The organism is Nocardia sp. NPDC059764, from assembly GCF_042732555.1.
GTDB lineage: Bacteria > Actinomycetota > Actinomycetes > Mycobacteriales > Mycobacteriaceae > Nocardia.
The window spans coordinates 40,052-53,186 of the sequence record NZ_JBHWHH010000032.1; the positions used below are offsets into that span (position 1 = coordinate 40,052).

The window sequence follows — 13,135 nt, forward strand, 5'->3', positions numbered from 1 at the left end:
CCCGATCGCGCGGAGAGGAGACAGCATGAGCATCCTGATCCAGAACGTCCGTCTCTACGGTGAGGGCGACGCGGTCGACGTGCTGCTCGCCGACGGCGAGATCCGCGAGATCGGCGCGGGACTGTCCGCGCCGGACGCCGAGATCGTCGACGGCAAGGGCCAGTACCTGCTTCCCGGCTTCATCGACCTGCACACCCACCTGCGCGAGCCGGGCCGCGAGGACACCGAGACCATCGAATCCGGTTCCGCTGCGGCCGCTCTGGGCGGCTACACCGCGGTGTTCGCCATGGCCAACACCAGCCCGGTCGCCGACACCTCGGTCATCACCGACCACGTGTGGAAGCGCGGCCAGGAGGTCGGCCTGGTCGATGTGCACCCGGTCGGCGCGGTCACCGTCGGACTCGAGGGCAAGCAGCTCGCCGAGATGGGCACCATGGCCGCCGGCGTCGGCGCGGTGCGTATGTTCTCCGACGACGGCCACTGCGTCTACGACCCGCTGATCATGCGCCGCGCCCTCGAATACGCGAACTCCCTGGGCGTGCTCATCGCCCAGCACGCGGAGGAGCCGCGCCTGACCAAGGGCGCCGTCGCCCACGAGGGCCCGACCGCCTCCCGCCTGGGCCTGGCTGGCTGGCCGCGCGCCGCCGAGGAGTCCATCGTGGCCCGCGACGCCCTGCTGGCCCGCGACGCCGGAGCCCGCGTGCACATCTGCCACGCCTCCACCGCCGGCACCGTCGAACTGCTGAAATGGGCCAAGTCCCAGGGCATTTCGATCACCGCCGAGGTGACCCCGCACCACCTGCTGCTCGACGACTCGCGGCTGGAGACCTACGACGCGGTGAACCGGGTGAACCCGCCGCTGCGCGAATCCTCCGACGTGGCCGCGCTGCGGCAGGCCCTGGCCGACGGCGTCATCGACTGTGTCGCCACCGACCACGCCCCGCACGCCGACCAGGACAAGTGCTGTGAGTTCGCGGCCGCGCGTCCCGGCATGCTGGGCCTGGAGACGGCGCTGTCGATCATCGTGGAGACCATGGTCAACCCCGGACTGCTCGACTGGCGCGGTGTCGCGCGGGTCATGAGCGAGAACCCGGCGCGGATCGTGGGCCTGGACGATCAGGGCCGGCCGCTCGCGGTCGGCGAACCCGCCAACCTGGTGCTGATCGACCCGGCCGCCGAATGGACGGTGGAGGCGAACGAACTCGCCTCGATCGCCCGCAACACGCCCTTCCAGGCGATGACCCTGCCCGCGAAGGTGACCGCCACCTTCCTGCGCGGCCGGCTCACCGCCCGGGACGGCAGGATCGTCGCCGGATAGCGGCGGGTGGGGAACCACGGGATGAGCGATCAGGGGCCGGAGGCGCCGCTCCACCACCCAGCGCTTGCTTGCGTAACCACGCAGGCCCCCTCGCGCATCCCAAGACGACACGGAGAACCGAAATGCGACTGCTGCAAGTGCTGATTCTGCTGGCCTTGTTCGTGCTGTGCCTGGGACTCATGTACTGGGCGTGGACGGGCCGGGCCAAGAAGCAGGCGGGCGCGATCGGCGACCTGCCCGCGGTGCCCGCCGACTGCGGCGCGCAGCTGTTGGAGCCCACCACGGGGCTCTACCTCGGCAGCACCCTCGCCCCCAGCTGGATTCAGCGAATCACGGTGGGCGACCTGGGTTTCCGCGCCACCGCGGAGCTGACCCGATTCGAACGCGGCATCCTGCTCGAGCGGGATGGCGCGGCGACGATCTGGATTCCGCAGGAATCCATCACCGCGGTGCGCGCCGAGCGCGGGCACGCGGGCAAAGTGATGACAGAAGACGGTGTGCTGGTGATTCGCTGGACATTGCCGACCGGGACCGAGGTGGATACCGGTTTCCGCGGTGACGACAAAGCGGTGTACCCGGCATGGACCGCAGCAGCTACGAAGACGGGAGACGAGGCATGAGCAGCGGAAATACTGCCGTGATGGTGCTCGAGGACGGCCGCGTGTTCCGCGGGACGACCTTCGGCGCCGTCGGGCAGACGTTGGGTGAGGCGGTGTTCTGTACCGCCATGACGGGGTACCAGGAGACCCTCACCGACCCCAGCTACGACCGCCAGATCGTGGTGGCCACCGCGCCGCAGATCGGCAACACGGGCTGGAACGACGAGGACGACGAGTCGTCGAAGATCTGGGTCGCCGGGTACGCCGTGCGCGACCCCGCGCGCCGCGCCTCCAACTGGCGCGCCAACCGCACCCTGCAGGCCGAGCTGGAGAACCAGAACGTGGTCGGCATCGCGGGCATCGACACCCGCGCGGTGGTGCGCCACCTGCGCACCCGCGGTTCGATGAAGGCGGGCATCTTCTCCGGCGACCAGCTCGCCGACTACGAGGAGCTCGTCGCGCGGGTCAACGGCCAGCAGTCCATGCTGGGCGCGGACCTGGCCGGTGAGGTCTCCACCGACGAGATGTACACCATCGACCCGATCGGCGAGCACCGCTTCACCGTGGTCGCGGTCGACCTGGGCATCAAGTCCAACACCCCGCGCATGTTCGCCCAGCGCGGCATGCGGGTGCACGTGGTCCCCTCCAACGTGACCCTGGACCAGATCAAGGAACTGAACCCCAACGGCGTGTTCCTGTCCAACGGTCCGGGCGACCCGGCCACCGCCGACACGCAGGTCGCGCTGACCCAGGGCGTCCTGGGCGAGGGCATCCCGCTGTTCGGCATCTGCTTCGGCAACCAGATCCTGGGCCGGGCGCTGGGCCGCAACACCTACAAGATGAAGTTCGGTCACCGCGGCATCAATGTGCCGGTCATCGAACATCATTCGGGCCGCATCTCGATCACCGCGCAGAACCACGGCTTCGCCCTCGAGGGGGAGCGCGGCGAGGTCTTCGACACCCCGTTCGGCAAGGCCGAGGTCAGCCACGTCTGCGCCAATGACGGTGTCGTCGAAGGCGTTCAGCTGGTGAACGGCAAGGCCTTCTCCGTGCAGTACCACCCCGAGGCCGCGGCCGGACCCCACGACGCCGCCTACCTGTTCGACCGTTTCGCCATGCTGATGGAAGGAGCCTGATGCCACGCCGTACAGACCTCGAGCACATCCTGGTGATCGGCTCGGGCCCGATCGTCATCGGCCAGGCCTGTGAGTTCGACTATTCGGGAACCCAGGCGTGTCGCGTCCTGCGGTCCGAAGGCCTGCGCGTGTCGCTGGTCAACTCCAACCCGGCGACCATCATGACCGACCCGGAGTTCGCCGACTCGACCTATGTCGAGCCGATCACCTGGGAATTCGTCGAGAAGGTCATCGCCAAGGAGCGTCCCGACGCGATCCTGGCGACCCTGGGCGGTCAGACCGCGCTGAACTGCGCTGTCGCCCTGCACGAGAACGGCATCCTCGAGAAGTACAACGTCGAGCTGATCGGCGCTGACTTCGAGGCCATCCAGCGTGGTGAGGACCGCCAGAAGTTCAAGGACATCGTCGCCAAGGTCGGCGGCGAGTCCGCGCGCTCCAAGGTCTGCTACACCATGGACGAGGTCCGCGAGACGGTCGCCGAGCTCGGCTTCCCGGTCGTCGTGCGCCCCTCCTTCACCATGGGCGGCTTGGGCTCGGGCATGGCCTACAACCATGAGGACCTCGACCGCATCGCCGGCGGCGGCCTGGCCGCCTCGCCGACCGCGAATGTGCTCATCGAGGAATCCATCCTGGGCTGGAAGGAATTCGAGCTCGAGCTCATGCGCGACCGCAACGACAATGTGGTCATCGTCTGCTCGATCGAGAACGTGGACCCGATGGGCGTGCACACCGGTGACTCGGTCACCGTCGCCCCGGCCATGACCCTCACCGACCGCGAGTACCAGAAGATGCGCGATCTGGGCATCGCCATCCTGCGCGAGGTCGGCGTCGACACCGGCGGCTGCAACATCCAGTTCGCGGTGGACCCGCGCGACGGCCGCCTGATCGTCATCGAGATGAATCCGCGCGTGTCGCGCTCGTCGGCGCTGGCGTCCAAGGCCACCGGCTTCCCGATCGCCAAGATCGCCGCCAAGCTGGCCATCGGCTACACCCTCGACGAGATCGTCAACGACATCACCAAGGAGACCCCGGCCTGTTTCGAGCCCACGCTCGACTACGTGGTCGTGAAGGCTCCGCGCTTCGCCTTCGAGAAGTTCCCGGGCGCCGACACCACGCTGACCACGACCATGAAGTCGGTCGGCGAGGCGATGAGCATGGGCCGCAACTTCTCCGAGGCGCTGGGCAAGGTGCTGCGCTCGCTCGAGACCAAGGCCACCGGCTTCTGGACCCAGCCCGACGGTGAATGGACCGACGTGCAGGCCATTCTCGACGACCTCAAGGTGCCCACCGAGGGTCGCATCTACCAGGTGGAGCGTGCGCTGCGCCTGGGCGCGAGCATCGAGGACACCGCCGCCGCCTCCGGCATCGACCCCTGGTTCGTCGCCGAGGTCGCCGCCCTGGTGGAGCTGCGTCAGGAGATCATCGACGCCCCCGTGCTGGACGAGCCGCTGCTGCGCACCGCCAAGCACTACGGCCTCTCCGATCGCCAGATCGCCGCGCTGCGACCGGAACTCGCCGGTGAGGGCGGCGTGCGCGAGCTGCGCCACCGCCTGCAGATCCGCCCGGTGTTCAAGACCGTCGACACCTGCGCCGCCGAGTTCGAGGCCAAGACCCCGTACCACTACTCGGCCTACGAGCTCGATCCCGCCGCGGAGTCCGAGGTCGCGCCGCAGCGTGAGCGCGAGAAGGTCATCATCCTGGGCTCGGGTCCGAACCGCATCGGCCAGGGCATCGAGTTCGACTACTCGTGTGTGCACGCCGCGCAGACGTTGTCGGCCGCGGGCTACGAGACCATCATGGTCAACTGCAACCCCGAGACGGTGTCGACCGACTACGACACCGCCGACCGCCTCTACTTCGAGCCGCTCACCTTCGAGGACGTACTCGAGGTGTACCACGCCGAAACCGAGTCCGGCACCGTTGCGGGCGTCATCTGCCAGCTGGGCGGGCAGACCCCGCTGAGCCTGGCGCAGCGCCTCACCGACGCGGGCGTGCCCGTGGTCGGCACCTCGGCGGCGGCCATCGACCTGGCCGAGGACCGCGGCGAGTTCGGCGATGTGCTTGTCGCGGCCGGTCTTCCGGCCCCCAAGTACGGCACCGCCACCACCTTCCCGCAGGCCAAGAAGATCGCGGCCGAGATCGGCTACCCGGTGCTGGTGCGCCCGTCCTACGTGCTGGGCGGCCGCGGCATGGAGATCGTCTACGACGAGGCCACCCTCGCCGACTACATCTCCCGCGCCACCGAGATCACCCCGGACCACCCGGTGCTGGTCGACCGGTTCCTGGAGGACGCCATCGAGATCGACGTCGATGCCCTGTGCGACGGCGACGAGGTCTACCTGGGCGGCGTCATGGAGCACATCGAGGAGGCCGGCATCCACTCCGGTGACTCGGCGTGCGCCCTGCCCCCGATCACCCTGGGCCGCAGCGATATCGAGGCCGTGCGCCGCTCCACCGCCGCGCTCGCCAAGGGCATCGGCGTCAAGGGCCTGCTGAACGTGCAGTACGCGCTCAAGGACGACGTGCTCTACGTCCTCGAGGCCAATCCGCGCGCCAGCCGCACCGTGCCGTTCGTCTCCAAGGCCACCGCGGTGCCGCTGGCGAAGGCCGCGGCGCGGATCGCGCTGGGCGCCACCATCGCCGAACTCCGCAAGGAGGGCCTGCTCCCGGCCACGGGCGACGGCGGCACCGTGCCGATCGAGGCCCCGGTCGCGGTCAAGGAAGCGGTTCTGCCGTTCCACCGCTTCCGCCGCCCGGACGGTTCCGGCATCGACTCGCTGCTCTCGCCGGAGATGAAGTCCACCGGTGAGGTCATGGGCATCGACGCCGACTTCGGCACCGCCTTCGCCAAGTCGCAGTCGGCGGCCTACGGTTCGCTGCCGACCGAGGGCACCGCGTTCGTGTCCATCGCCAATCGCGACAAGCGCGCCATGGTGTTCCCGGTCAAGCGCCTCCACGACCTGGGCTTCCGCATCCTCGCCACCGAGGGCACCGCGGAGATGCTGCGCCGTAACGGCATTCCGTGCGATCGGGTGCGCAAGCAGTCCGACAACGCGCCCGACGAGGCCGGCATCGTGGACATGATCAAGGACGGCGACGTCGACATCGTGTTCAACACGCCCTACGGCAACAACGGCCCGCGCGTGGACGGCTACGAGATCCGCACCGCCGCGGTCGGCGCGAACATCCCGTGCATCACCACCGTGCAGGGCGCGGCCGCGGCCGTGCAGGGCATCGAGGCCACCATTCGCGGCGGCATCGGCGTTCGCTCCCTGCAGGAACTGCACGCGGTGCTGCGCGGATGACCAGCTTCGGGCTACGGCTGCGGGAGGCGATGCGCGCGCACGGACCGTTGTGCGTGGGCATCGACCCGCATCCGCCGCTGCTGCGGGCCTGGGGCCTGAGCGAGGACGCCGCCGGGGTGGCCAAGTTCGCCGACGCCTGCGTGCGGGCGTTCGCGGGCCGGGTCGCCCTGGTCAAGCCGCAGGTGGCGTTCTTCGAAACCTACGGTTCGGCCGGAATGATGGTGCTGGAGGAGACCATCGCGGCGCTGCGGGCGGCGGGCACCCTGGTGCTGGCCGACGCCAAGCGCGGCGATATCGGCTCCACCATGGACGCCTACGCGCACGCCTGGCTCGGTGACGGCCCGCTGGGCAGCGACGCGCTCACCGTGTCGCCGTATCTCGGATTCGGTTCGCTCGCACCGGCTCTGGAGCTGGCCGCGGCCAACGGGCGCGGCGTGTTCGTGCTGGCGGCCACCTCCAATCCGGAAGGCGCGGAGCTGCAACGCATCACCGGCGCCGACGGCCGCAGCATCGCCCAGCGCATGGTCGACGACGCCGCCGCGGCCAATGTCGGGGCCGAATTCGGTTCCGTCGGTGTGGTTGTCGGGGCGACCCTGACCGAGGCCCCGGACCTGAGCGCCCTCAACGGGCCCATCCTGATGCCGGGTGTGGGCGCGCAGGGCGGGGGAGCGGACTCCATTCGCGCCCTGGTGCCCGCGCGCGACCTGGGCGCGGTGCTGCCCAATGTCTCGCGTGAGGTGCTCAAAGCTGGTCCGTCGGTGGCCGCGCTGAAGGAGAAGGTCGCCGAGCTGTCGGAGGAATTCGCCTTCCTGCAGCGCTGATTCCGGGACAGAGTTACTCGCGGCACCGGGTCCGATCCGGTGCCGCGAGTCTTTTCGGAGGGTTATCCTCCGTTTCCTTGCCCGCCGCGGATACAGTGGCCTCATGTCTGCCGCGATGCCGCCCAAGGGAATTCGCCATGCGCTCGTCCTGGGCGGAGGTGGTGCGGTCGGCCTGAGCTGGATGGCGGGCGTCGTCATCGCCCTGCGTGAGGCCGGATTCGACCCGGCCTCGGCCGACCGGATCGTCGGCACCTCCGCCGGAGCGGTCGTCGGCGCGGCCCTGGCCGTGGACGTCGACCTGAACCTGCTGCTGCGGCGGCCCTCCACCGGGACCGCCGAACTCGAACCGATCAAGTTCGACCCGAACAGCTTCGGCGAGATCCTCGGCCTGCTCAGCACGCCCGGCCTGGACCCGGCCGAGGCGCGTCGTCGTGCGGGCGCTCGCGCCCTGGAGATGAATCTCGGCGATCCGGCCACCCACATCGCCCGCATCGGCGCGTTCGTCGGCCACAGCGACTGGCCGCAGTGCGATCTGCTGATCACCGCCATCAGCGTCGAGACCGGGGAACTGCGGGTCTGGACCCCCGGCGGCAAGGCCACCCTGCCCGAGGCGCTGGCCTCGAGCACCTCGGTTCCCGGTGTCTTCCCGCCGATTCCGATCGACGGCGCGCACTACTTCGACGGCGGCATGCGCTCGCCCATCAACGCCGATCTGGCGGCCGGAGCCGAGCGGATGCTGGTCATCGAGCCGCTGGCGCACCTGTTCCCGCACGCCCCGTCCGACCGCGACCTGGGTGGCGCGGCAACGATGTTCATCGCCCCCGACATCGATGCCATCGCCGCGTTCGGACGGGACCTGTTCAGCGCGGACGCGCTGGTGCCCGCCTACGAGGCCGGGGCGCGGCAGGGCGCGCAGGCGGCGCCCGGGGTGCGGGATTTCTGGTTGGCCTGAACCGGACCGCTCGGTAGAAAGGTGGGATTTCTCATGTCCGACGCCGCCCTCGGCCTGCTCTCGTACGCCCAAACCCGCATCCTGGTCGACGATTTCGCGTCCAGCTTCCGGTTCTATCGCGACGTGCTGGGACTGCGTCTGAAGGCCGAAGTCGAGGGCGACGTGCCCGAGTCCGAGGACGGGCCCTACGCCTGCTTCGTCGTCGGCACGCAGGATCTCGCGCTGTTCACCCGCGCCTACATGGACGCGGCGATCGGCGCCGAGCACCGGCCGCGCGGCGAAATCGACACGGCCGTGGTGGTTTTGCGGGTCGCCGATGTCGACAAGGCGATCGCCGTGCTGCGCGAGCGCGGCGCGGTCGTCGTCGGGGAGCCCGCCGACCAGCCCGCGTGGGGCATGCGCGTGGGCCACGTGCGCGCTCCCGAGGGCACGCTCGTGGAGCTGTGCCAGTACGAGGATTGATCCGATCCTGTTCGCTCTCGGCGAACCCATCCGGCGGCCCGATCGAACGCTTGTCCGGATCGACCCGCTCCCGCCCGCCCGGGCGGTGGGCGGGTCCTCGCGTGTATCGGCCGGGTTTCGCGCGTCAGCGGCCGCGTGAGGGCCGGAAACGGGCCGTTCGGGGGTCGTCGCAGGTGGTCGCACCGGGTCCGACCTGCATCGGAGGGTGTCTGATTTGCGAGTTTTCAAGGTCTCGGAACGGGCCCCGGTGATGCGCGACACGCGCTACGGATTCGAACGACACGCCGAGAAATCCAAGAAAAATCCAGGTCGCGTGATTACAGCTCGGTCACGGTTTCATCCGAGGCCAGTCCGACCCCTCGAACGCGCGGTCGAGAAACCGAAAAAGCCCTGGCCGCAAGGCTATTCGCGACCCCGCGCGGCGGTCGGGCGCGCCCGGTGCGGCGGCGCCCGCGGCGATGTGCATCCGGCCCGGTCACGCGCCGAATCACGCGCTGACCTGGGGGGTGGGTTCGCAATCGGCAAGCGTCGTGGGTACGGTCGCTGAGACCACCGGGTTACCGGAGGTAGATCAAGCAATGAACGATGAGACGGAGGAACCGTGGCCCTTCCCCAGCTGACTGACGAGCAGCGCGCCGCTGCTTTGGAGAAGGCGGCTGCCGCTCGCCGCGCTCGGGCGGAGCTCAAGGAGCGCTTGAAGCGTGGTGGCACCGATCTGAAGACGGTCCTTGCGGACGCCGAGAAGGACGAAGTCCTCGGCAAGATGAAGGTTTCGGCCCTGCTCGAGGCCCTGCCGAAGGTTGGCAAGGTCAAGGCTGCCGAGATCATGAGCGAGCTCGAGATCGCTCCCACCCGCCGCCTGCGCGGACTGGGCGACCGGCAGCGTAAGGCGCTGCTGGCCCGGTTCGACTTCAGCGCCGAATAATCCGAGGGTGGTCGAACACACTCGGAAGGGTCGACTGGTAGTACTGGTCGGCCCCTCGGCCGTCGGCAAGTCCACCGTCGTGCGCTGCGTGCGCGAACGACTGCCCGAATTGGTATTCAGTGTGTCGGCCACCACCCGGGCTCCGCGGCCCGGGGAGGTCGACGGTCAGGACTACCACTTCGTCACCCGCGAGAAATTCGACGCCATGATCGACGGCGGCGAAATGCTCGAATGGGCCGATATCCATGGTGGACTGCAGCGGTCGGGCACCCCGGCCGCACCCGTGCGGGAAGCGCTCGCCTCCGGACACCACGTCCTGATCGAGGTCGACCTCGAGGGCGCGCGCTCGATCCGCGAATCCATGCCGGAGGGCCTGCTGGTCTTCCTGGCCCCGCCCAGCTGGGATGAGCTGGTGTCCCGCCTGACCTCGCGCGGGACCGAATCGCCCGAGGTCATCGAGCGTCGGCTCCAGACCGCGCGCACCGAATTGGCCGCGCGTGACGAGTTCGACATCGTGATCGTGAACGACCACGTCACCAGCGCCTGCGAGCAGTTGGTATCGTTGTTCGTTAGCACAAATTCGGGGTCCTAGCTCCCGAACGCCATCCTTCCGAACAACCCCGCAGGAGCCTTCCTAGTGAGTACGGACCTCAAGACCGTTCCCGCCTACGACACTCCGGTCGGCCTCACCAACCCGCCGATCGACGAACTGCTGGAGCGGACGTCGTCCAAGTACGCGCTGGTCATCTACGCGGCCAAGCGCGCGCGGCAGATCAACGATTACTACAACCAGCTCGGCGACGGCATCCTCGAATACGTCGGTCCGCTGGTCGAGCCGGGTCTGCAGGAGAAGCCGCTGTCGGTGGCCATGCGCGAGATCCACGCCGACCTGCTCGAGCACTCCGAAGGGGAGTAAAACCGCGGTGACCCGAGTCGTCGTCGGCGTCGGCGGCGGTATCGCCGCCTACAAGAGCTGCAACCTCGTGCGCCGGTTCACCGAAACCGGGCACGAGGTTCGTGTCATTCCCACCGAGTCGGCGTTGCAATTCGTCGGCAAGGCCACCTTCGAGGCGCTGTCCGGCCATCCCGTGCACACCGGTGTTTTCGCCGAGGTGCCCGAGGTGCCGCACGTGCGCCTCGGCCAGGAGGCCGACCTGGTCGTCATCGCCCCCGCCACCGCGGACCTCATGGCCCGCGCCGCGCAGGGCCGCGCCGACGACCTGCTCACCGCGACGCTGCTGACCGCGCGCTGTCCGGTCCTGTTCGCCCCGGCCATGCACACCGAGATGTGGGAGCATCCGGCCACCCGGGCGAATGTGGCGACGCTGCGCGCGCACGGCGCGACCGTGATGGAACCCGCCTCGGGCCGCCTGACCGGCACCGACACCGGTCCGGGCCGGCTGCCCGAGCCGGAGGAGATCTTCGGTCTGGCCCGGCTGCTGCTCGAGCGCGCCGACGCGCTGCCGCGCGACTTGGAGGGCCGCCGCGTGGTGGTCTCCGCCGGTGGCACCCGTGAGGCGCTCGACCCGGTCCGCTTCCTGGGCAACCGGAGTTCGGGCAAGCAGGGCTACGCGATCGCCCGCCTGGCCGCCCAGCGTGGCGCGCAGGTGACGCTGATCGCGGGCAACACCATCGGCCTGGAGGCCCCGGCCGCCGTCGAGGTGGTGCACGTGACCTCCGCCGACCAGTTGAAGGTGGCCGTCGACAAGCACGCGCTCGGCGCGGACGCCGTCATCATGGCGGCCGCGGTCGCCGACTTCCGGCCGGTCAACGTCGCCGCGTCCAAAATCAAAAAGGGTGCGGGCGAACCGAATTCGATCGAGCTGGCCAAGACACCCGATATCCTTGCCGGGTTGGTACAGGCTCGTCGCGACGGGCACCTACCGGGCACCGCGATCGTCGGCTTCGCCGCCGAGACCGGGGACGAGCACGCCGACGTGCTCACCCACGCCCGGGCCAAACTGGCCCGCAAAGGCTGCGACCTGCTGGTCGTGAACGCCGTCGGGGAAGGGAAGGCCTTCGAGGTCGATACCAACGACGGCTGGTTGCTCGGCGCCGACGGCACCGAGATCGCCCTGGACCACGGGTCCAAGGCCCTATTGGCTAGCCGAGTGCTGGACGCACTCGGTCCCTTGCTCCGCTGAAGCCTCGGCACCGCAGGGTTCGGACGCTCGCCGCGCAGGTCGCGGCGGGTGTCCGAGTCGCAATGTGCTCGTCACGGTGGTGGTTCGCCCCTGTGACGAACATATTGGAATAACCTGAGACAAAGGGTTGTGCGATGGCGCGGAGACGCTACTGTCGCCACCCGATACGAGAAACCCGTTGAGGGAGAGGGAACAACTGTGCGCACGTCTGGCAGCCGCCTATTCACCAGTGAGTCGGTGACCGAAGGTCATCCCGACAAGATCTGTGATGCCATCAGCGATTCCATCCTCGACGCGTTGCTCGCGGCCGATCCGCGCAGCCGGGTCGCGGTGGAGACCCTGGTGACCACCGGTCAGGTGCACGTGGCCGGTGAGGTCACCACCTCGGCCTACGCCGATATCCCGACCATCGTCCGCGAGAAGGTCCTGGAGATCGGATACGACTCCTCCGCAAAGGGTTTCGACGGCGCGTCCTGTGGCGTGAACGTCGCGATCGGCGCGCAGTCGCCCGATATCGCCCAGGGTGTGGACACCTCGCACGAGGCCCGCGTGGGCGGCGAGGACGACGAGATCGCCCGTCAGGGCGCGGGTGACCAGGGCCTGATGTTCGGGTACGCCACTGTCGAGACCCCGGAGCTGATGCCGCTGCCGATCTCGCTGGCGCACAAGCTGTCCCGGCGTCTGACCGAGGTCCGCAAGACCGGCGTGCTGCCGTACCTGCGGCCCGACGGCAAGACCCAGGTCACCATCGAGTATGACGGCGCCATCCCGAAGCGACTCGACACCGTCGTCATCTCGACCCAGCACGCGGCCGACATCGACCTGGACAACCTGCTGGCCCCCGACATCCGCGAGAAGGTCGTCGACGCGGTCCTGTCCGAGCTGCAGCTGCCCAACCCGCTCGACACCTCCGACGTGCGTCTGCTGGTCAACCCGACCGGCAAGTTCGTGCTCGGTGGCCCGATGGGTGACGCGGGCCTGACCGGCCGCAAGATCATCGTCGACACCTATGGCGGCATGGCCCGCCACGGTGGCGGCGCCTTCTCCGGCAAGGACCCGTCGAAGGTGGACCGCTCGGCCGCGTACGCCATGCGCTGGGTCGCCAAGAACGTCGTCGCCGCCGGCCTGGCCGAGCGGGTCGAGGTCCAGGTCGCCTACGCCATCGGCAAGGCGGCCCCGGTCGGCCTGTTCGTCGAGACCTTCGGCACCGAGCAGATCGACCCGATCAAGATCTCCGACGCCATCGGTGAGGTCTTCGACCTGCGTCCCGGCGCGATCATCCGCGACCTGGACCTGCTGCGCCCGATCTACGCGCCGACCGCCGCCTACGGCCACTTCGGCCGCACGGATGTGGATCTGCCGTGGGAGCGCACCGACCGCGCGGAGAAGCTGCGCGCGGCCGCCGGGCTGTAATTGACCGGCACCCAACAGTTCTCGACGGGAGCGTCGGGCGCGGAGTCCCCCTCCGAGCCC

At 69.2% G+C, this 13,135-nt stretch carries 12 protein-coding genes; all 12 read left to right on the forward strand.

All coding sequences use genetic code 11. The features are described from left to right. The first annotated feature begins 25 nt into the window (after positions 1 to 25). On the forward strand, positions 26 to 1,318 hold the full coding sequence (locus ACFV4K_RS09730; protein WP_379273553.1) for a dihydroorotase: 1,293 nt from the start codon (positions 26 to 28) through the stop codon (positions 1,316 to 1,318). Between the two features lie 122 nt (positions 1,319 to 1,440). Continuing rightward, complete coding sequence (locus ACFV4K_RS09735) at positions 1,441 to 1,938, forward strand: transporter (RefSeq protein ID WP_357286134.1); 498 nt, start codon at positions 1,441 to 1,443, stop codon at positions 1,936 to 1,938. Beyond that, the gene (gene carA, locus ACFV4K_RS09740) at positions 1,935 to 3,053 is read left to right on the forward strand and encodes a glutamine-hydrolyzing carbamoyl-phosphate synthase small subunit (RefSeq protein ID WP_357083317.1); all 1,119 of its coding nucleotides are present in this window, start codon (positions 1,935 to 1,937) and stop codon (positions 3,051 to 3,053) included. Before ACFV4K_RS09735 ends, carA begins: the two co-directional genes overlap by 4 nt. Next, positions 3,053 to 6,358, forward strand: coding sequence for a carbamoyl-phosphate synthase large subunit (gene carB / locus ACFV4K_RS09745; RefSeq protein WP_379273555.1), 3,306 nt, complete (start codon positions 3,053 to 3,055; stop codon positions 6,356 to 6,358). Before carA ends, carB begins: the two co-directional genes overlap by 1 nt. Beyond that, the gene (gene pyrF, locus ACFV4K_RS09750) at positions 6,355 to 7,179 is read left to right on the forward strand and encodes an orotidine-5'-phosphate decarboxylase (protein ID WP_379273557.1); all 825 of its coding nucleotides are present in this window, start codon (positions 6,355 to 6,357) and stop codon (positions 7,177 to 7,179) included. Before carB ends, pyrF begins: the two co-directional genes overlap by 4 nt. Positions 7,180 to 7,282: 103 nt before the next feature. Further along, positions 7,283 to 8,131 (forward strand): patatin-like phospholipase family protein, encoded by an 849-nt coding sequence (locus tag ACFV4K_RS09755; protein WP_379273558.1) that lies wholly within the window; start codon positions 7,283 to 7,285, stop codon positions 8,129 to 8,131. Positions 8,132 to 8,164: 33 nt separating this feature from the next. Then, positions 8,165 to 8,593, forward strand: a complete 429-nt coding sequence (locus tag ACFV4K_RS09760) for a VOC family protein (protein ID WP_379273560.1) — start codon at positions 8,165 to 8,167, stop codon at positions 8,591 to 8,593. Between the two features lie 601 nt (positions 8,594 to 9,194). Then, positions 9,195 to 9,518: an integration host factor, actinobacterial type gene (gene mihF / locus ACFV4K_RS09765; RefSeq protein WP_033086940.1), complete on the forward strand. Its 324-nt coding sequence runs from the start codon at positions 9,195 to 9,197 to the stop codon at positions 9,516 to 9,518. A 7-nt stretch (positions 9,519 to 9,525) separates the two neighbouring features. Next, positions 9,526 to 10,110 carry a guanylate kinase gene (gene gmk / locus ACFV4K_RS09770; RefSeq protein WP_357083302.1) on the forward strand — a complete coding sequence of 195 codons (585 nt, stop codon included), beginning with the start codon at positions 9,526 to 9,528 and terminating at the stop codon, positions 10,108 to 10,110. A gap of 45 nt (positions 10,111 to 10,155) precedes the next feature. Then, complete coding sequence (rpoZ, locus tag ACFV4K_RS09775; RefSeq protein WP_213556271.1) at positions 10,156 to 10,434, forward strand: DNA-directed RNA polymerase subunit omega; 279 nt, start codon at positions 10,156 to 10,158, stop codon at positions 10,432 to 10,434. A 7-nt stretch (positions 10,435 to 10,441) separates the two neighbouring features. Further along, the gene (coaBC, locus tag ACFV4K_RS09780) at positions 10,442 to 11,662 is read left to right on the forward strand and encodes a bifunctional phosphopantothenoylcysteine decarboxylase/phosphopantothenate--cysteine ligase CoaBC (RefSeq protein WP_379273562.1); all 1,221 of its coding nucleotides are present in this window, start codon (positions 10,442 to 10,444) and stop codon (positions 11,660 to 11,662) included. Between the two features lie 198 nt (positions 11,663 to 11,860). Beyond that, positions 11,861 to 13,075: a methionine adenosyltransferase gene (gene metK, locus ACFV4K_RS09785; RefSeq protein WP_379273563.1), complete on the forward strand. Its 1,215-nt coding sequence runs from the start codon at positions 11,861 to 11,863 to the stop codon at positions 13,073 to 13,075. Positions 13,076 to 13,135 lie beyond the last annotated feature (60 nt).